Genomic DNA, 19184 nt, shown 5'->3' with positions numbered 1-19184 from the left:
ACGGAGATGAGCCCATGAATCTGGAACAGCTTGAATATGTCGTTGAAATTGCCAAAACCCAATCGTTCTCCGCCGCTTCGGAGCACCTTCACGTTACCCAATCGGCCATCAGTCAGTCTATCCATCGTCTGGAAAAGGAGCTTGGCCTGATCCTGTTCGAACGTTCCCGTCAGGGGACCCACCCTACACCGGAGGGCAAACAGTTTATTGCCAAGGCACTGGACATTTTGCAGCGGGTTGATGAATTGAAATCGCTGAATGTGGAAGCATCCTGCCTCACAGGCGACCTGCATGTAGCGACTTTTCCCAGTGTCATGCACTATCTTGTCCAGACCACAGCCGATATGAAACGGGAGCATCCTCTACTGAACATTTCCATTGAAGAGAAAGGTTCCATGGAGATTATTGAAGATATCCGGAACAACAAGGCACACCTTGGCTTCATCGCCATCTACACGAAACAGCTGCGTGAATTCGACGGACTGCATTTCAGCCCAATGTATTCCGGTAAACTGGTTGTAGGCACCCATCACCAGTCTGATCTGGCCAAGCTGAATCGGGTGACGCCTGATCAACTGAAGGAACATCCCCTCGCGCTGTACCGCGATGGCTTCATAGAAGATTTCATTAAGGATTTCACATACGATTATGGAGCATTGTCCATCCTCTTCAAGACCAACAATTCGGAAGCGATCAACACGGTGCTTAGAAACAATATAGCAGCCAGCATCGGCCATGACTTCTCTTTCTATCAAAACACGTTATGGAAAGAAGGCCTTGTGAAGATGGTTGAGATTGCCTCCATCGACCAGCCCAAGATGCAAATCGGCTTCGTACAGACCGAGTCCAAGGAGGTTGCCGTTGCCGCAGAACGATTTGCCCAGAAGTTCAGACAGGCGATCGAGCTGGATTATTTGAATAGTTAAGTTCTTTTAATTTTAATAAGAATTCGCATCATTAATCAGGTCCAAACTAAACAAAAAGGTACACCACACACTGGGGATGATCCACTTCAACTCCTCCAGCAGCATGGGTACCTTTTCTTTGTGATGCCTACACTTTTACTTTTCTCACGGCTTCGCTCATCTCATTGGTTTGCTGCTCCAGCAGAAGCTTCTTCCGATCCTGCATATCTGTACCTCAGTAGGGGAGAAAAACTCCCCTTCATTTATTTTACCTCTTCTGTCTTTGCAGCTGCAGTTGGTAACTGAATCATTGGTGTATTGGATCCACTGACATATGGCAGCACACCATCCCACTTCTTAATCGTTTCGTATTGAACAAGTTGGCTTGTAAGTGATTGTTGAAGCTCTTTATTTGCTTTGGCTTGACCTTCTGCTTCAATCAATAGTTTGTCTGCGTTACCTTGTGCTTCCACACGTTTCCGTTCTGCCTCTTTCTTCGCAATTTCAAGCTCAGTCGTTTTACGTTCCAACTCTTGGGATGCCTCAACCCGTTTATCTATGGCTTCTTGGGTTTTCGCATCTGGTTGAGGAACACCAACGGTTACATTGGATACAATGAATCCTAGCTCTTTGACATCGTCTGCGAAACGTTGTTGAACGTCTACGCCAGCCTCAGATGATTTTTCGCCATATACATCAATTACAGTAAATTTAGAAATACCTTTCCGGGCAGCATCACGAAAACGTGTTTTCAGATATGTATCTTCAATTTCTTGAATGCTAATGGGTCCAAAGGTATTGAAGATCGAAGACACTTGGCTTGGTTCTACTTGATAGTTGTAAGCAAAGTCGATTGTGATGTTTTTTCCGTCAGACGTGGCAATCTGGATATCCTTGTATTCAACGGTTTGAATTCTAATTGGATATTTGGTTACCTTATCAAAAGCACCAACCAACTTCCATCCCTGACTCAGCGTATTATCTTTTACGCCCCCATTTGGTGAATAGACAACGCCAACATAACCGTTAGGAATTCGTGTCACAAAAAAGCTTACCAATACTACCCCCACAATAATCACTAAAGCTACTGAAATGGCTCCTACCTTAAACGTCTTTAGATTCTTCATTTACATTCTCCTCTTGTTTGAATTTGTTGTATCTTTTCAACACTCTTCTACCTACCATATTGAATAGCGGGAACATTAATGACCATAGAATAAAAGCTAAGATAAAGACTAAAATCATTCCCCCAATGAATGGCATACTCGTCCTCCCTCTATGGTTGTATTCAACACAAACTTCATCATCACGTAGCAGCTCACACATTTAGAATTACACTTCTGCTTAAACTCTCCCCCTGCTAATCCTTCGTAACCAAACTTTATTAAAAAATGTTATTACATCCATCTCTCCCTTCTCCCAGTCGTTAACTAAAATATTTAATTCTTCTAATTATATACTTCTATTTTCATATCTGGTTTCAATACTCTCTAAAGACTTCCTGCTGACCAAGGATCTCTGCCTCACTTTTCAACATAGAAAAGGCATGAAAGAGCAAGACCTCGTTGCCGTCTGATCTCAACTCTCTGAGCTCATTCCTTTGCACATAAAAAAACATCCCGGCATATATGCCGAGATGTTTGGTCCAGTGCAGCTCGGTGCACCAACACTCGCTGGATCTGACAAAATTTCTTCGTTAAATAATTCAGGGGTTAAAATGTTAAGTTGATTCAATAAGGGCACCTCTCAGTAAGGAATATCTATGCCTTCTCCAACTTCATCTATAGACTCTTCAATGATTTCCTTAACTTGCTTATCCAAATCCATATTTAAAGCTGACTTCATCAACTCATAACCTTTTCGCAAATTCAGGTTTATAACTACATAGGCATAATTATCAACCAGTTCCACAGATCAAACATCCCAAAGATTAAGAACAATTTGATCGACTCTTGATCTTAGATTAGATTCTAACAATTCGTGAGTATAAACCTTTCTATCAGCTAATTCTGATAATGTTTCTAAAACGTCTATGCTTGCCAAATCAACTGTGTTTTCAATTAAATCCAAGTAAGCATTAAAGTACTTAATTAATACATCCTTCGACATTACATCAGGTAAGTTTTTAAAGTCTTAAAGTTTCATGTTTATCCTAACAAGCTATAATAATATACTCATTAAGGCAACCATCATCTAATCATGACATTAAACTCATTAAGACTTTTCAGTATACACTTCTGAGTTAAGGGGAATTTCAGATTGGTTGATTGATCTACCAACACAGATACCAATGCTTTTCTTATTCATTAATGAACTTGAGATTTGTATTGAAACCACTTCTATTGAAAATTCTTTTTTATCAGGTGTTCTAATAACAATACGATTATCGATGCGATTTTTAATTTGATCATGGCTGAGATCATCAAGTTCAGGATTGATCCCCACTAAAATAGTGCCATATTCCAATGATTCAAAAACATCTCCAACATTCATCAATTTATACATACTAATCTCCTTTCTATCTATGTTGAATATAAAGTTCATTCTTGACATCTCGTACACGGAGATTTGCATTTTTTAATCTCGTAATTGCATCTCTTAATAGTGTTATTCTCTCTACAGAATTTAACTCGGGAGCAAATCTCGCTGCTCTTATGCTGGCTTGAGCTTCGTCTAAAGCAAAATTCCGTGTATACGTATTATCATCAAGATTATATAGTTCAAAGGCTCTTCCGCTTTTAAACGCTTCATAATGTCCAATAATTTCATGAGCTACAGTAGCTCTACCCGAAACACGTGCGTTGGCACTCAATGTGCCAATTCCATGGGACTCTGCAGGTAGAACGTCTGTATTGATATACAGTCTGTCATACATCATTCCGGTATTCCAATGTTCTCGAAACACTATATTCTCTTCTGGGAAACCTAATCTTTTAGAGTAATTAACCAGTTCGGTTTTCTGGGCATCTGTTAATTCTAGTTCGTTCCTCAAACCGTCTGAAGATATCTGACGATGATCCCCTTTTCCTATTTCCTTTTCCTTCTCCAGAAACTCGGAGAATCCAGATGATTCTCTCGCCTTTTTACTCTCGGCAATATTGTCCAACACTCGCATGCGGGGATCCTGAAAGCCATTAAATCCACCCGTCATTTGTCCTGTACCCGATGGACGTGTGAACGAATTTATTTTCACGCCCCCTCCTGAAGATGTCAGTAGATTATGCGGTTTGATCATAGAAGATGCATATCCGGTACCAACCATCAGCACTCCCATACCAATCATATTCGCCCAGTGTTCGCTGGACCAGGCATTGGTTGGCATCGTAGCCTCCCTAATCGTTCCATGAATACCGAATGTAAGCCAGTTTGCTGTATCATTGGGAGAGTTAAATGCTTTATCCGCTCGGTCTACATATCCCTGAACCAGTCCACTCGGGATACCAAACGTCCAGTAATCCAGGAATCCCCCTACACTATCATAACGTTTTTGATATCGATCGTCCGCAGATTGCATAAATGCACGACCTAACTCGGCCAAGCTGTCAGCTGATTTTTGGAATGCATTACGGTTGTCCGTTGCCGGAGCCCTACATTCATCGGGCGGTGGCGGTGCACACCTCGAATCATAAGATTGCACTGCTTGCTGATCTGCAAGTCTGAATTTTTCCGCATGTCCTTCGAGTTCTTTCGAAATCGACTGAGATAATGAAACAAAGTTATCCATTATCTTTTGGGCAACCACAAAATCAACGTAAAACTTTTCCTTTGTGCTTCCATCCCACTGTCTTTCGATCTCGAATAAATGTTGTTTCAAGATACTATTCATCTGAAAAACCTGGCTCTGTGCGACTGCAAATTGTTTAGAAACAGATGATAATTGTTCAGGTGTTACCTTTATCGTTGTCATATGATACCTCGTTCGAAATATGTATTTCGTTGTTATAAGAATACTGCAGGCACGAAATATTGAATTGATTCAAATATACACTTGGCCTTCTATTATAAAATGGAACAAAATTATTTCGTAGCGACTGCTGGTTTATTTACATAGTTCGTATTACCCCCAATATCTCCCAATTGTAACAGATCATATCTTCCCTTATACTCTGAGCCCATTCCTTTGCACATAAAAAAAACACCCCGGCATACATGCCGAGATGTTTGATCCATTTCGAGGTACATACCTCTGCTCTTCAATATTACTTCTGCAAGCCTTAAACTTCCTACCCATTCGACTTCCTGAACCGGATCAGGGACCAGATAATCAATACGGCTAGAACACCGAGGCAGATACTGATACTGAATCGATTACCCTCATCGAATATGAACATCATCGCAATTACTCCAAGCGCCAGTACGGCCAATCCGGTTACGTAAGGGAATCCCCAGACTTTGAATGTCGGTGTGATCGGATATCTCTTCCGCAATTTTAATTGGGAAGTGGCGATGCAGATCCATACAAGCATCACGACAAACCCAGGCACTGCGAGCAATACGCGGAACAATTGATCCTGAGCGAACAGTCCAAGCATCGAGCCTCCGAGCAAAATAACGGAACAGACCAAGAGCGTATTCACCGGACTGCCGCTCCGATTGGTTTTGGACAGTGCTTTTGGAGCCTCACCACCCACCGCCATGGAATGAAGCATCCGGGATGCGCCGTAAATGCCGGAATTGGCAGCCGATAGAACGGCAGTCACCAGAATAAAGTTCATAATATGCGCTGCACCAGGTAAACCTGTGGAAGCCAGCACTTGTACAAACGGGCTGCTTTCCGGCCCGATCTCATTCCATGGAATCAGACCACAGATGATGAGAATCGGCAGCGTGAAGAACAAAATAATTCGGAGCATGAAATTGCCCACAATTTTCGGCATGACCTTGTCCGCATTTTCCGTCTCCGTCAGTGTCAGACCAATGAGTTCTGAGCCTCCATACGAGAACATGACGACAAGCAGCGCGGAGAAGATCGATGACCAACCATTCGGGAGGAAACCTCCGGCATGTGTGTAATTTTGCAGATAAGGTGTGTTATCACTTGGAATAATGCCAAAGATCAATGCGGCACCAAGGATGATAAAAATAATGATCATGGCAATCTTAATGCCTGCCAGCCAAAATTCAAACTCCCCGAACACCCCAACACTCAGCAGATTGACGAGTATAATAAATACCGCGCACGCCAGACTCAGCATCCATAACGGCACTTCCGTAAACCAATATTGCAAGAAGCTCCCCGCAGCAATTACCTCAATGACACACACGGATAACCATAGGAAGCAGTACATCCACCCCATTACAAAGGATACCCTGCTGCCAAAGGCTTCTTGCACGAAGTCTTTCATGTTTTTGTTTTTATAGACGGTAGCCATCTCCGCCATCGCTGCCATTACAACCAGCAGTAATAGTCCAGCAAAAATGTACGTTAAAATAACACCCGGACCTGCGAGTCCAATCGTTTCGGCACTGCCTTTAAAAATTCCGGTTCCAATGACACCGCCCATGGCCATGAAGCTGATGTGTCTTGGTTTAAGCTTTTTCTGTAATGTTCCTTCTGTCTGAGCCAATTCAAGTCCTCCTGATGTCAACAACGTCTGTAATCTTCTCTCAAGCTTTTATAACATAATTTCCAGTATACCCTATTGTTCATGCCTCAGCACAGAGATTCGTTATGGCAAATTCATTCAATTCATACGGCCACGCCAAAAAACCAGAACCCTGCGAAGGCAGAATCCTGGTTGATTACCCTTTTGTAAATGAAATTGAAACAACGAGGAGGACTATTCGAGCGGTGATAACTCCTTCGTCATAAATGCACTATTCGGGTCCAATATATAATCTGCAAAAGGCTCGCAGTATTCGAATCCAAAGTCTTCATACATCCGGCGTGCCGGGATAAACGAATCCATCGATCCGGTCTCCAGGCTAATGCGTTTGTATCCCCGACTTCTGGCAACCTCAATGATGTGAGTCAGGATTTGTCTCGCTACGCCTTTTCGAAGATGGGCCTTGGCTGTACGCATCGATTTCAGTTCGGCATGCTCGGCGCTCAATTCCTTCATGGCCCCACATCCCAGCAATTCTTCACCTTCCCATGCGCACCAGAATGTAATCTCAGGTTTCTTCAACCCATCCAGATCCAATGCATGAATGCTTTCCGGCGGCGAATCTTCGGCCATGCCAAGCAAATGTACTGCGATTAACCCCTTAACCTGATCCCCACTCAAATCATCCACTCTGATCTCCATAACAACCACTCCTGCCAACAATTTTGGTATATTCCATCGCTGTTTTTAAACTTTATGATTTCATCTTACTACCGTGGCAGGTTTACTGACAAGAGATTAAGAAAACCCACTGAAAAGTGTATTGTGATCCCCTAAAATTTCCAGTATGATGGGGCTATCTGATTTTCCAAAGGGGCGAAGATATTGAGCCAACCATACAGTTCATTTTCGTACTGAGGTGAAGCGAGCTTCATTTATCTTCAAAGGAGACCAACATGACACTGACAACGGACAACCTGTTTTATAGCAAACGATTGAAAATGACACCTCCACGTGAGGAAGACGTGCAGACAATGCTGCAATGGAATGAAGATCCGGAGTATCTTCGTAATGTGGATACCGATATTGCCATTCCCTATTCGGAGAAACAACTGGAAGATGAGGGGGAAACGAAAAACAAAGAAGTGTACTTCAGGCTTCGAACACATGAGGAAGATACACTAATCGGTTTTGTTGTCATTCACAGCATTGAATGGAACAACCGCTGCGGACAGCTGGCCATCGGCATTGGACTTGCCGAACATCGCAACAAAGGGTATGGAACAGAAGCGTTGAATCTGATTTTGCGATATGCCTTCCATGAGATGAACCTCGATCGTGTGGGGCTGGACGTCATTTCGTATAACGCAAAAGGGATTCGTGCCTATGAGAAGGCCGGTTTTCAGTTGGAAGGACGAGCGCGCGAAGCAGTTTACCGTGATGGACGGCGTTATGACCGCCTGATGATGGGCATTCTTAAGCCGGAGTGGGAAGCACTTAATCCAATACAAATGGAGGAAGAACAATAATGGCCTTGAATACAGAAGTCACGGAGTTTATCGAACAGATCTCAACCCCCTGGCAAATCGCCGTAGCAGGACAATTACGCCAGCTGGTGCATGATTCCATTCCGGACGCGCAAGAGCGCATACAATACAAGAAGCCTCACTTCCTGAAGAACGGCAAATATGCCGCAGTCATCTCTCCTTCCAAGCAGGCGGTGTCCTTCACCATTTTTAATGCGGCTGCTCTTGATCTACCCGATGGAGTATTTGAAGGACCAGCGGAACGCAAAACGATCAAGATCAAGGAAAAGGATACACCGGATTACGAATGGCTTGCTGGTCTCCTGACGCAGGCATCTGCCGAATTTTAGAGAGAGGTACAAACTAATCTATTATAAGTGATCTCGTTCGAGTGTTATATGTTAGACTGGTTCTCTTCCAAGATAGTATATGTAGTCCTGTAATTTGAATATGATGGTCTTAACACTATATCCATCCGGTTATCGAATCATAAATTGCATTTGTTTTTTAAACCGTAAGAAAACGAAAATACATACACCAGGTCAACCATGGTGGGCCTGACCATGCTCGACCTGGTGTATATAACGACGTTCCTCGCATTCAGATTAAGAACCAAAAAACTACGACAAAAAGGGTTAGTGGTATTGTGGCTTCATTGGGGGTGTTGTAAGTCCTTGTTGTTAAGACTGTAGAGAGTTTACATAAAACGCTCTATCTACTCTCTAGTTCATACACCTTATTGCATTTTTTATTTATCCAGTCTACTGCTAATTCTGCTTCTTCTCTTAACATAACGCCTCGTTTGCACTTATACTGATAATTTTCCTTTGCCCATACCAGTATGATCTTTGCATATTCTAAAGTCTCAATTTTACATGTACTGTCCTCTTCACCATCTTCGGCAAAAATGTCTTCAATGGTTGTAAAACATTCATCTGCTTTTATTATGTTTACATTCCCCCCACCTTCGTATAAAGTTACCTTTCCTTCTAATAATTCGAATAATTTTTCGATTTCATCCTTTACAGTAGCAAAATCCCCAAAAATATCCGAACCAAGTGAATTACTAATCAGATAACCATTCTTTAATGATGTATCTATACCGAAATCAAAAATAACCTCATTAAAATTTTCACTGTATTCAATTGTATACAAATATTTAATCATATAGTTATCTCCATTCTCTTAATACAACGGATATGCTGACGTAATTTTCCCATTTTTTACAACAAACTCAATATTCATTCCTGTACTCGCAGTCCCTCTATATCTATTATTCTTGAAAACAACTTTGTTGTCGAAAGCTATATTTATCTCATCAATAACTTGCTGCGATGTCCAGTCTTTCGGAAAAAACGTTGTCTTTGCTTTTTTCAGTACTCCATCAACCTCTATATTAGCTCTATATACGCCATACTCATTAGGGGGATCAACATTCCCAACAATTTTCCCCTTACTATTTGGCATACCTTCATAATGAAATCCAACTGCTTGTCCTTTTATGAGTTCGCCCTCAAAAATATGATTTAATGCGTTACTCGTTGTTCCTTTTTTGAAAGCTTCTGTATTTTGTAAATCATCGAGATTCCAATTACCTTTAACAGTCTCCTTAACAATCTCCTTTTCCTTCTCCACGAATTCAGAAAATTTCGAGGACTCTCTCGCCTTTTTGCTTTCGGCAATGTTTTCAGTAATTCGCAAGCGTTGATCCTGAAAACCATGAAAGCCACCCGTCATATTTCCTGTTCCAGGACGGGAAAACGAATTGATTTTCGCTCCCCCTCCTGTAGACGTAAATAGATTGTGGGGCTTAATCGTAGAAGCATACCCGCCACCTAGCATCAATCCACCTACGCCAAAAAGGTTAGCCCAGTGCTCACTAGACCAAGCATTCGTTGGAAACGTAGCTTCACGGATCGTACCATGAATACCGAATGTAAGCCAATTCGCTGTATCATTCGGAGAGTCGAACGCCTTATTCGCTCGATCCACATACCCCTGAACAAGACCACTAGGGATGCCGAACGTCCAATAATCCAAAAATCCACCTACACTATCGTAACGCTTCTGATACCGATCATCTGCAGATTGCATAAAGGCTTGTCCCAATTCGACCAAACTGTCAGCAGACTTCTGGAAAGCATTACGTGTATCGGCTGCGGGAGCCCTACATTCATCCGGTGGAGGTGGAGCACATCTTGGATCATAGGATTGTACCGTTTGACTATCGGCCATCCGAAACTTTTCGGAATGACTTCTGAGCTCTTTCGATATTGACATGGATAAGGTCACAAAGTTATCCATAACCCGCTGTGCATGAGTAAAATCAGCATAAAAGTTTTCTTTTGTACTCCCATCCCATACTCTCTCAACCTCAAACATTCGTTGTTTCAGGTTGTTATTCATCTGATAAATCTGGTTCTGAGCAGCTTCGAACTGTCTGGATACAGCCAGAAGTTGCTCTGGTGTTACTTTTATAGTAGTCATAGCGTACCTCATATAATAAGTATCCGTTGTTAAACGAATCTTTCATCCTCACTACAATGGCACAAGAATTCGGCAACCCGTAGTATGAAATATTATTATAAATGAGGTACACCGTAAGTAGGTAGCTACTCACGATGTATTTACATAGTCCACTTTTCCCTAATTATCTCCAAAACATAATACTACTTGGAACCTATTCTGAGTCCTGCTCAAATAAATAAGTTCCGATCATTCGGCAATCTAGTTAAGATTGCTGATACGTCACCGCAGTCATCTGACACGGTTCACATACAAACATATAATACATGCCCTCGCCATACTCCTCGATCTGCGCCCAGTCTACCTGCCCAACCGCCTTCATGGTTGTGGAGCAGCAGGGACAGACCGGATACGCTGCATCCTGAACCCATCCGGGATGACCGCCAATCTGGGATAGTGACGGTTCCATGGCCCACTCACTGCCATGGAAGGCCTGACGGGGTTCTTTCGCAATGTAGAATGAATCACAAACATCCGGGGCAGTTTCAAACGAGTTATCCGGATCAATGTCATCCATTCCTACTGGCATGACATTGTGGGAACTCCAGAAGGGCTCCCCTGCTGAGCTTGTCTCCATATAGACCACACCGTAGCAGCTGCAGTTGATGCAAGTTCGAATCTGCAGCTTTTCGGCTTGCCAGGAAACATTCTGCAAGGCCGGATGTCTCACATCCAGAGCAACCAAGTTCGTTAAAGCGGTTCCACACCATGGACAGCTGCTGGAACTTGTTTGAAGCATTTGAATGGGCACGCCGCTTGAAGGCGCAATCGTTCCATCCTCATCCTTACTTTTATATAATGAATAACTTGGGGTGGTGAACAATTCTCTCCGCTTCCCGTCCTTGGTGAGTTCCCACCCGGCTTGGAAGGTGTATTGCTCTGGTTTTACATATAATTGATCTGCCCAGGCCGGCGGAGACTGCTTCCATTGCCAAAACTGCTCCACTACTACCTCATCGCCAATATAGGCTAACATAATCAGGATATGGTTACGATTCTCGTCATCGTTGTGCACCTGCTGCAAGAGCTGATCCCGCACGTTCGCTGAAGCACTTTTATATAGAATCGCAGGATAGTAGATCTCCTGCTCCAACAACTCGGGGATCTGTGCAGCGAGCGAGATATCATGGTAACAGACCAGATACAGCAGAATGTCTTTGCCGGTATCCGTATCATCGGTACGAATCAACTCCATCGCATAGTCTGCCATCGCTTCCTGCTGCTCCGCAGACAGTGACAGGTAGACTTGCTCTTGGGAAAGTTCATATGGCACATAGTGAATTAATGGATCGCGTACATGAGGTTTATGCATGATTTTCAGAATCTCCACCGGGTCATGCACTCCTTCATACAAATTCACGTCCCGTCGATTCGCTTCAATGTATTTCCGGCGTTCCTCCCGCTCCATCTCCTGCTTGCAGGGCATGCAGTACCCACCTGTCTTTGCCGCGGTTGCCGGTAAAATCGTATTTGTGCATCCTTCACGGATACACGGAATGCGTTCTGTCATTCCTTTGTACCTCCTTGCCGTCTGATCGATATACCCCCGAGTATATCATAGGAAAATCATGGGATGTACTGGCTCTTCTCAGACGGATCTTCGCCTCATGTGAAAAAGCACGCCACAAGGTGACGTGCTGCTCCTTACTGATATCGCTTCATCCCGAAACCACAATTCACCTTAGTGATGTCCCAGTTGGTCCTTGGTAAATTCATAAAAGGCTAAGGCATCTTCACTGCTGGCAAAGCCTGCCTGAGCCATTCTGTCACTGCCCCCGCCCTTGCCCTGGTAAGCTCCGAGATTGCCCTTGAAGAATGGACCGCAAGACCACTCCGGCGGCTGCCCGTTCTGGGCCAGAACGACCTTGGCCTCCGAAATGCTGGCAAAGAGCACGATGCCCTCATGATCTTCCGTCAGCTTGGTCGCCAGGCTCTGCATGTCCTTGAGGGATTTGTCCTCAAATATCTGGGCAATCACCAAACCTTCCCGTGCAGATAGGAGTTCCTGAGCATAATACGTATCATTGGTCGACTTGACTGTACTCAGCTCGGACAAAAGCTGTTTCTGGTCTGTTTCCATTTTGTCGATACGATCAAGTAGCTCTTCCCTGCTGGTTTTTAATTTCACCGAAATGCCGTTTAACACCTGCTGTGCTGCCGTGAATTCGTTTAATGCTCTGAATCCACATTTGAAATAGATGCGCGTGCCACCTTTAACCTTCTCCGTTTTCAGCACCTTAAGGATGCCGATCTCGCCTGTTGCCGCCACATGTGTGCCGCCACAAGCGTTGTATTCCACACCCTCCATCTCGACAATACGGATGTCCTCTGTCACAGTAGGCTGCTTCACGAGCGGCAGACGCGCTGCTTCCTCCGCAGTAACCCAGGAGCTGCTAATGCGGGCATTGCGGTAAATCTGGCGGTTCACTTCTTGCTCAATGGCTGTCAATTGATCCGCTCCCAGTTCTGCGGCTACATCAATCGTTGCATATTCGGTCCCCAGATGGAAACTGAGCGTCATCGCATCAGCCAGCTTCAGCGTGATCGCTGACAACAGATGCTGCCCTGTGTGATGCTGCATGTGATCGAATCTGCGCTCCCAGTCAATCTCGCAGTGAACCTCCTTCTGCTCAGGCGCCTGATCGACTTTATGCCATACCTCGCCATCTTCGATGTTTACATCAAGAACAGCGATACCTCCGATTCGGCCCAGGTCACAGGGTTGTCCACCCCCATGCGGATAAAACGCCGTCTCCGCAAGCGTGATATATGTACCGTCTTCCTTGTCCGCTCTACCCGTAATTTGTGTATGCCAATCCCGCGTGTATGCGGAGTCGTAATATAACTTTTGTGTCATTAACTGATCCTGATCCCTTCTCGTTCAATTTGAGTGCTGATCCATACACATTCCTAAGTATCTGTTCTCCAGATTACACTATTTGGCATGAGGACACCAAATTTCTGCCCTGCTGCTATAGCTTCTTAAACCAAAAAGACCACTCTGTAACCAAACTACAGAGTGGTCTTTCTTCCCTCACCTCCAATGGACGAAACGTTGGAAAGGTTGTGAAACATGATTACACTGGAACGTAGACGCTAACTAAACAGCTACCAAAAGTATGGCCTGCCATCGGAGTGATCAAACGACCACTGGCATTTCCTATTTATTTCATTGACTCAGAGAGCTCTGTGAAAATAACTCCTAGTGCGTATGCACCGGCATCCGGATACCCCAGACTGCGATCTCCAACCGTACCTGCGCGGCCCATGCGTGCCACGATGTCTTCAGTTTTCTTCGCACCTTCGACTGCCGCTTGTGCCCCTTTGGCAAATGCTGTTTTGAAGTCATCACCAGCATTTGCACTTTGTGCCCAGGAATCGGCACAAGGCACGAGTGCATCAATCAGCGTCTTGTCACCTACAACTGCGCCGCGTCCGAAGGACCGCTCACCCGTGGATTGAATGCCTTGCACGGCTGCTTGCATCATTTCAGCAAAGTCAGATACCGTCAGCTGCTGTTTATCTCCTACAGCTTTGCCCGCTGCGCGGAATGCCGAACCCCAGATTGGACCGGATGCCCCGCCGCAATACTCCATAATAACGAGCGAGCAGGCATCCAGGAACGAACCGATATCCTTCTTCTCTTCGCTGATAATATGATTCCATTCGCGTTTTAGCTGACGGAATCCCTTCGCCACGCTCATCCCGAAGTCGCCGTCCCCTGCATGGGAATCGAGCTCACAGAACGGCACCTCGTTCTTGATAATGATCTCACCCATCTTATCGATCAGGTACACGATATTGTCCAGGGAGAATTGGTTGTTGTTAATGACTGCAGCGGATGCGGCTGTCTCCACTTCATAGGAAACCGGAGCGTCTTCACCTACAACTGCTTCAAGTGCTTCGGAGTAGGCTGCTTGTGCAGCCGGAGGACCGGAAACCTTGAATGCAGGTGTGTCACTTTCCTTAAATAACAATGACTTGAGCTCATCATCCAGCTTCAGGATCGTTAGCGATGCGCCAGCCATATCGATGCTGGTCATATAGTTGCCAACAAAGGTGGTAGCTACTTGGAGACCCGAATGGCTTGCCAGCTCACGCTGAACAGAATTGTTAAGCAGGTACAATTCCTGCAGCGGCGTTGCACCAAAACCGTTCACGAGCACGGCAATCTCAGCGGATGTGCCGCCATCCAGCTTCATGTCTGCCAGCAGGGCCTCAACCATCCGGCCTGCCAGCTCATCAGCAGATACAATTTTCTCACGGCGAATACCAGGTTCACCATGGATTCCTACACCGAACTCCATTTCATCGTCGGCAATTTCGAACGTTGGTGTCCCTTTGGCAGGTACGGTACAGGACGTAAATCCAAAACCAATACTGCGTACGTTCTGGGCTGCCTTCTCGGCAACCAACTTCACTTCTGCCAAACTACGCCCTTCTTCAGCTGCAGCTCCGGCAATTTTATGCACAAGAACCGTTCCGGCAACGCCGCGCCGCCCTACGGTATACAGACTGTCCTGTACAGCAATATCGTCTTCAACACGCACATACTGTACATCGATACCGTCTTCCTCCGCCAAATGTGCTGCATTCTTGAAATTCATCATGTCACCGCTGTAGTTCTTGATGATCAAGAGTGTGCCCTTGCTGCTGGCCGTTGCCTTGATTGCCTGGTATACCTGAATCTGGGAAGGAGATGCGAATACATCTCCACATACCGCAGCATCCAGCATGCCTTTCCCCACATAGCCAGCGTGAGCCGGTTCATGGCCACTACCGCCGCCACTAATGAGGCTGACTTTGTCTGCATTAATCTCTCTGCGTTTGATGACCTTATACTTTTTCAAAAATTCAAGCTCCGGGTGTGCCAGCGCAATCCCGTTGCACATTTCCATCACGACATTTTCAGCCTGATTAATAATTTTCTTCATTACTTAGCCTCCCGGCGAGCTTTGTATTCCCGTCCCATACGGTCCGCCGCTGCAATGGCAGCAGCTACTTCAGGAACGGTGATCGGGAACGGCATAGCGTGAATGGATTCTTCCGGAATGCATGCGATCTCTGCCACTTTCAGCAGCTCTTCTTGAGTAATGGTATCTACACCGATATCTGCCAAGCTTACAGGCAGTCCCACCTCGAGGCAGAAGTCCATGACTTCATGCAGCTCTTCGGTTGGTGCATTTTCAAGGACAAGCTGTGCAATCGTACCGAAGGATACTTTTTCACCATGGAAGAAGTGATGTGTACCCTCCAGAACCGTCAATCCGTTGTGGATAGCATGTGCTGCGGCCAGACCGCCACTTTCGAATCCAAGACCTGATAGCAGAATGTTGGTCTCAACGATATTTTCCAGCGCTTGCGTTACAACGTTGCTGTCACTGGCTACTTTTGCTTTTGCTCCGTCAGTCAACAGCATTTCATAGCACAATTTTGCCAGCGCCAGTGCTGCATTCGTACCTACAGCAGATGGAGTATATCCTTCGCGGGATCCCATTGGCAGACTTGCATTTACACGGGAATATGATTTCGCTGTTGCTCTTGCTTCGAAGTACGTAGAGAGCGCATCTCCCATACCGGATACCAGGAAGCGTGTTGGTGCGTTAGCGATTACGGTTGTATCCACCAGCACTACGCTTGGACTTTGTTTGAAATATGCATAGTCATCAAAAGATCCTTCTGGTGTATACAATACTGCCGAGTGACTTGTTGGTGCATCGGTAGCAGCGATAGTTGGGCAAATGATCAATGCTTCGCCTTCCGCTACACATTTGGCTGCATCAATGGCTTTACCGCCTCCAAGACCGATGGTGCAGGTGCATCCTTTTTCCTTCGCAATTTCCTGCAGACGAGCCACTTCCTGACGGGAGCACTCCCCTCTAAAACCGCTTTCAACAAAAGTAATATTGAACTTTTCTGCTGTTGCATCAAGCTTTGCCTTTACACGCTGTACATCATCCGGATGTGCGATCAATAAAGCGGAATCTCCGAAGGATTTTACAAAGTAACCAAGGTTCAACAGTTCATCTTCGCCTTGCACATATTTGGTTGGGCTGATAAATGCTTTTCTCATAATGGTATGCCTCCTAAAGATAGTTAATAGAGTGGTCGTGTTAATGCATCAAATTTGAATGGTTCACAATTAACCTAAATATATCTCATGAATGCGAGAGACACATTGGACTTTGATAACAAATTATTATAACTTCCAATCGTAATTTTTTGCTTTTTTCTGAATTCATGGTATGTTATTGTCATTGGATGGTTGAATGTTGACATCATCTTACATTACCCGTTTGCATCCTATTCTAATATGTACAACTTGCTAACTTTTTAGCGCTTAAGGGCCTTTAATCAGGTTAGCTATGGAGGTTCACACAATGATTAAAGAATACTTGCACATTAATAAAATCCTCGACCTAACTAAATGGAAGCGCCTACAGGATTCACTGGCAAATGTAACCAAACTGGCCATTCTGACCGTCGACTACAAAGGTATTCCAGTGACCAGCCACAGCAGCTGCCAAACGTTCTGCCAAAATGTACGCAAAGATCCCGAGCTTCTTCCCTACTGCCAAAAATGCGATTCACGTGGCGGGCTGGAAGCGGTTCGGTTGAATGAACCTTATGTATACTTATGTCATTTCAATATTATTGATATCGCCATTCCCATCACCATCGATGGAAAATACATTGGAGCCGTGATGGCAGGGCAAGTTAAGCTTGCAGATCCGGACAAAGGCACCGATCTGGAACAGATCGTCTCTTCCAAAAACGTGCCCATGCATGAAGCGAAGCTGCAGGAGCTTCAGGATGATTATGATCAACTGCCTGTCATGACCTATGAAGAGATTGTAAAAATCTCCAACATGCTGTCCCTGCTGTGCAACTATATTGTAGAGGAAGCTCTTAATAAAAATTTGCTGGTGGAGATGTTCGAGAAGGCTTCCGGCTCCCAGGAATCCGTTAATCTATCCACGATTTTGCCCGGGTACTCCATTCGCAATATTGAATCCATCAAAAAGGAAATGACCAATGCGATTGCAGATGCCTATCTCAAAAACAGTCCAAGCGATAATGCATGTACCAGCCCTGCGTTACAGCCTGCATTTGAATATATTCACAGTCACAAGAGTGAGCAGGTGACACTGAAACACATGGCAGATCTATGCCACCTTAGTCCAAGCTATTTCAGCAGACTGTTCGCCAAGGAGACAGGGGAGAATTTTACAACCTATCTGGCCAAGCTCAAAATCAAGTGGGCCAAGCAATTGCTGGAGGTTACCGACATGCCAATCTCACAGATCAGTGATGAGCTGGGTTTTAACGAATCGGGGTATTTTATCAAAATTTTCAAAAAATTCGAAGAGATAACGCCTGCCCTTTATCGCAAATACATTCAAGAGCAATCTGTCACCTAGTCTGACTATTTCATCTGTTCCTGAACCCAGATCGCAGACTCGGCCAGCATCTCCATCAATCCGTTAAAGTGAGGCGCGACCTCCTGAAATGGATGGTCTCCTGCATAGTCGTGGATAAGCATCAGAACTTTACCTGAATTCTGTTCCAGAACAGCAATGCTTCCTTCTCCAAAACCGCCAATCGGGAACGGAATCAGATCCTCAGACAGGTCATACTCTCTCTTATATTCTTGGTACGCTTCCACAAATGCGGGGTATGCCCAGTCCAATTCTTGTACGGAATAAAGAGCAGGATCGCCGAAGTTACAGGCGCCATAATAGAGCAAAAGCTCCCTGTATGCTTCGGGAAGATGAACGTTGTGCTTTTTCTCAAAGTCAGCTATTGCCTGCTCCAATTCCGGCGTACAGCTCTTCCCCATTACAGTCTGATACGCCTGATCCAAAAGAGTTCGGATCGGTTCAAGAGCATTAGATTCCACGAAACATCCTCTCCTCTGTACATTAGATAAAGTTATCCAAATGATCTCGATATGAGCATAGTTACTGACTAAAGGTCCTCAATGTAACTGACTTCTGAGGGAATTAATTTGCCATTGTACGCCCTGAATTCAACTTCAATCGTACCTGTATACGTGCCCGGGGAAACTTGCACCGGCATTTCAGCAATCAGTTTGTTGTCCTGAACCCGGTACCTCAGAATACGACCAATGCTTGCCTCTTCAAACCATGTTCCTGCGTCATCCATGGGATAAGAATAGACATACTCTTTACCTGCAATGTTCACCGTGTATTCAACCGTTGCCTGGTGTTCCTTGTACACCGAAGACAACGAATTCTGAGCTTTCGCTATCGGGTCCCCGATAGGGATTTCGGTCCAATCCTCTTGTAACACATGAATGGCTGAGCCCCGCGCCCCGGTACCTTTTCCAGTCGTAAGTATAATGATTACTTCGTCCTGACCTTCGCCATCTATATTGGCGGTAACCACTTCCGGGTAATAAGCTGGTTCGCTGATGTTTTCCCATGGAAATAATTCCGTTTGGTTATTCCACGTGACTGTAATTCCGGAGTACATCCCTTGAACAGATTTGGTTGCTGCGCGTAATGTAATGTCTTGTTGATTTTCTTTGATCTCTGCCAATACAGTTCGTTCTTGATTGGGAACAGGAAGATAACCCGGTAGAGCAATGATTGCTGCACAGATTAGTTTGGGTATGATCAACAAGCTCATCGTTGAACCTCACTTTACTATTCATAAAA

The 19184-nt window shown here is 44.9% G+C and carries 18 protein-coding genes; 4 read left to right on the top strand and 14 right to left on the bottom strand.

What is annotated here, in order from left to right; genetic code table 11:
• Positions 1 to 14: 14 nt before the first annotated feature.
• Complete coding sequence (locus CHH60_RS21465; RefSeq protein WP_095361064.1) at positions 15 to 926, top strand: LysR family transcriptional regulator; 912 nt, start codon at positions 15 to 17, stop codon at positions 924 to 926.
• Positions 927 to 1168: 242 nt separating this feature from the next.
• Here CHH60_RS21465 and CHH60_RS21460 read toward each other — a convergent pair whose 3' ends face one another.
• From CHH60_RS21460 to CHH60_RS21435, 6 genes are all read right to left on the bottom strand, one after another.
• Entirely contained in the window at positions 1169 to 2032 is an 864-nt protein-coding gene (locus tag CHH60_RS21460) for a prohibitin family protein (RefSeq protein WP_095361063.1), read from the bottom strand.
• 619 nt (positions 2033 to 2651) lie between these two features.
• Positions 2652 to 2816: a hypothetical protein gene (locus CHH60_RS30370; RefSeq protein WP_255248037.1), complete on the bottom strand. Its 165-nt coding sequence runs from the start codon at positions 2814 to 2816 to the stop codon at positions 2652 to 2654.
• A gap of 303 nt (positions 2817 to 3119) precedes the next feature.
• Positions 3120 to 3410 (bottom strand): hypothetical protein, encoded by a 291-nt coding sequence (locus CHH60_RS21450; RefSeq protein WP_095361062.1) that lies wholly within the window; start codon positions 3408 to 3410, stop codon positions 3120 to 3122.
• A 13-nt stretch (positions 3411 to 3423) separates the two neighbouring features.
• Positions 3424 to 4812, bottom strand: coding sequence for a WXG100 family type VII secretion target (locus tag CHH60_RS21445; protein WP_095361061.1), 1389 nt, complete (start codon positions 4810 to 4812; stop codon positions 3424 to 3426).
• A gap of 316 nt (positions 4813 to 5128) precedes the next feature.
• The gene (locus CHH60_RS21440; protein WP_141236979.1) at positions 5129 to 6472 is read right to left on the bottom strand and encodes an amino acid permease; all 1344 of its coding nucleotides are present in this window, start codon (positions 6470 to 6472) and stop codon (positions 5129 to 5131) included.
• A 213-nt stretch (positions 6473 to 6685) separates the two neighbouring features.
• On the bottom strand, positions 6686 to 7153 hold the full coding sequence (locus tag CHH60_RS21435; RefSeq protein ID WP_095361060.1) for a GNAT family N-acetyltransferase: 468 nt from the start codon (positions 7151 to 7153) through the stop codon (positions 6686 to 6688).
• Between the two features lie 254 nt (positions 7154 to 7407).
• Here CHH60_RS21435 and CHH60_RS21430 point away from each other — a divergent pair, with 254 nt between their 5' ends.
• Both CHH60_RS21430 and CHH60_RS21425 read left to right on the top strand, forming a co-directional pair.
• Positions 7408 to 7980: a GNAT family N-acetyltransferase gene (locus CHH60_RS21430; protein WP_176476159.1), complete on the top strand. Its 573-nt coding sequence runs from the start codon at positions 7408 to 7410 to the stop codon at positions 7978 to 7980.
• A 5-nt stretch (positions 7981 to 7985) separates the two neighbouring features.
• Positions 7986 to 8327: a DUF1801 domain-containing protein gene (locus CHH60_RS21425; protein WP_095361199.1), complete on the top strand. Its 342-nt coding sequence runs from the start codon at positions 7986 to 7988 to the stop codon at positions 8325 to 8327.
• Between the two features lie 361 nt (positions 8328 to 8688).
• On the opposite strand, the gene CHH60_RS21420 is transcribed toward CHH60_RS21425, so the two are convergent.
• The 6 genes from CHH60_RS21420 to CHH60_RS21395 all read right to left on the bottom strand — a co-directional run bounded on the left by CHH60_RS21420 (position 8689) and on the right by CHH60_RS21395 (position 16576).
• Positions 8689 to 9144 (bottom strand): hypothetical protein, encoded by a 456-nt coding sequence (locus CHH60_RS21420; protein ID WP_095361059.1) that lies wholly within the window; start codon positions 9142 to 9144, stop codon positions 8689 to 8691.
• Between the two features lie 18 nt (positions 9145 to 9162).
• Positions 9163 to 10464: a WXG100 family type VII secretion target gene (locus tag CHH60_RS30365; RefSeq protein ID WP_255248036.1), complete on the bottom strand. Its 1302-nt coding sequence runs from the start codon at positions 10462 to 10464 to the stop codon at positions 9163 to 9165.
• Positions 10465 to 10708: 244 nt separating this feature from the next.
• The gene (locus tag CHH60_RS21410; protein ID WP_095361058.1) at positions 10709 to 12013 is read right to left on the bottom strand and encodes a DUF1963 domain-containing protein; all 1305 of its coding nucleotides are present in this window, start codon (positions 12011 to 12013) and stop codon (positions 10709 to 10711) included.
• Positions 12014 to 12184: 171 nt separating this feature from the next.
• Complete coding sequence (locus CHH60_RS21405; protein WP_095361057.1) at positions 12185 to 13360, bottom strand: alanyl-tRNA editing protein; 1176 nt, start codon at positions 13358 to 13360, stop codon at positions 12185 to 12187.
• A gap of 307 nt (positions 13361 to 13667) precedes the next feature.
• The gene (gene dhaK / locus CHH60_RS21400; protein WP_095361056.1) at positions 13668 to 15437 is read right to left on the bottom strand and encodes a dihydroxyacetone kinase subunit DhaK; all 1770 of its coding nucleotides are present in this window, start codon (positions 15435 to 15437) and stop codon (positions 13668 to 13670) included.
• On the bottom strand, positions 15437 to 16576 hold the full coding sequence (locus CHH60_RS21395) for a glycerol dehydrogenase (protein ID WP_095361055.1): 1140 nt from the start codon (positions 16574 to 16576) through the stop codon (positions 15437 to 15439). Before CHH60_RS21395 ends, dhaK begins: the two co-directional genes overlap by 1 nt.
• Before the next feature lie 307 nt (positions 16577 to 16883).
• On the opposite strand from CHH60_RS21395, the gene CHH60_RS21390 reads away from it, so the two are divergent.
• Positions 16884 to 17924 (top strand): PocR ligand-binding domain-containing protein, encoded by a 1041-nt coding sequence (locus tag CHH60_RS21390; protein ID WP_095361054.1) that lies wholly within the window; start codon positions 16884 to 16886, stop codon positions 17922 to 17924.
• A 5-nt stretch (positions 17925 to 17929) separates the two neighbouring features.
• Here the strand turns inward: CHH60_RS21390 and CHH60_RS21385 are convergent, their stop codons facing one another.
• Together CHH60_RS21385 and CHH60_RS21380 are read right to left on the bottom strand one after the other, a co-directional pair.
• Positions 17930 to 18403 carry an SMI1/KNR4 family protein gene (locus CHH60_RS21385; RefSeq protein WP_095361053.1) on the bottom strand — a complete coding sequence of 158 codons (474 nt, stop codon included), beginning with the start codon at positions 18401 to 18403 and terminating at the stop codon, positions 17930 to 17932.
• Positions 18404 to 18471: 68 nt separating this feature from the next.
• Entirely contained in the window at positions 18472 to 19155 is a 684-nt protein-coding gene (locus CHH60_RS21380; protein WP_095361052.1) for a hypothetical protein, read from the bottom strand.
• Positions 19156 to 19184: the final 29 nt, after the last annotated feature.

This window comes from Paenibacillus sp. 7523-1 (genome assembly GCF_002276415.1).
In the GTDB taxonomy this organism is placed as follows: Bacteria; Bacillota; Bacilli; order Paenibacillales; family Paenibacillaceae; genus Paenibacillus; species Paenibacillus illinoisensis_A.
The sequence above is the reverse complement of the archived record's forward strand: the minus strand, read 5'-3'. Positions and strand labels throughout refer to the sequence as shown.

Excerpts from the sequence above, each read along its gene's own strand:
- dhaK (WP_095361056.1), bottom strand. The coding sequence starts at position 15,437 with ATGAAGAAAATTATTAATCAGGCTGAAAATGTCGTGATGGAAATGTGC.
- CHH60_RS21465 (WP_095361064.1), top strand. The coding sequence starts at position 15 with ATGAATCTGGAACAGCTTGAATATGTCGTTGAAATTGCCAAAACCCAA.
- CHH60_RS21395 (WP_095361055.1), bottom strand. The coding sequence starts at position 16,576 with ATGAGAAAAGCATTTATCAGCCCAACCAAATATGTGCAAGGCGAAGAT.
- CHH60_RS21420 (WP_095361059.1), bottom strand. The coding sequence starts at position 9,144 with ATGATTAAATATTTGTATACAATTGAATACAGTGAAAATTTTAATGAG.
- CHH60_RS21460 (WP_095361063.1), bottom strand. The coding sequence starts at position 2,032 with ATGAAGAATCTAAAGACGTTTAAGGTAGGAGCCATTTCAGTAGCTTTA.
- CHH60_RS21410 (WP_095361058.1), bottom strand. The coding sequence starts at position 12,013 with ATGACAGAACGCATTCCGTGTATCCGTGAAGGATGCACAAATACGATT.
- CHH60_RS21450 (WP_095361062.1), bottom strand. The coding sequence starts at position 3,410 with ATGTATAAATTGATGAATGTTGGAGATGTTTTTGAATCATTGGAATAT.
- CHH60_RS21435 (WP_095361060.1), bottom strand. The coding sequence starts at position 7,153 with ATGGAGATCAGAGTGGATGATTTGAGTGGGGATCAGGTTAAGGGGTTA.
- CHH60_RS21430 (WP_176476159.1), top strand. The coding sequence starts at position 7,408 with ATGACACTGACAACGGACAACCTGTTTTATAGCAAACGATTGAAAATG.
- CHH60_RS21380 (WP_095361052.1), bottom strand. The coding sequence starts at position 19,155 with ATGAGCTTGTTGATCATACCCAAACTAATCTGTGCAGCAATCATTGCT.
- CHH60_RS21405 (WP_095361057.1), bottom strand. The coding sequence starts at position 13,360 with ATGACACAAAAGTTATATTACGACTCCGCATACACGCGGGATTGGCAT.
- CHH60_RS30365 (WP_255248036.1), bottom strand. The coding sequence starts at position 10,464 with ATGACTACTATAAAAGTAACACCAGAGCAACTTCTGGCTGTATCCAGA.
- CHH60_RS21390 (WP_095361054.1), top strand. The coding sequence starts at position 16,884 with ATGATTAAAGAATACTTGCACATTAATAAAATCCTCGACCTAACTAAA.
- CHH60_RS21445 (WP_095361061.1), bottom strand. The coding sequence starts at position 4,812 with ATGACAACGATAAAGGTAACACCTGAACAATTATCATCTGTTTCTAAA.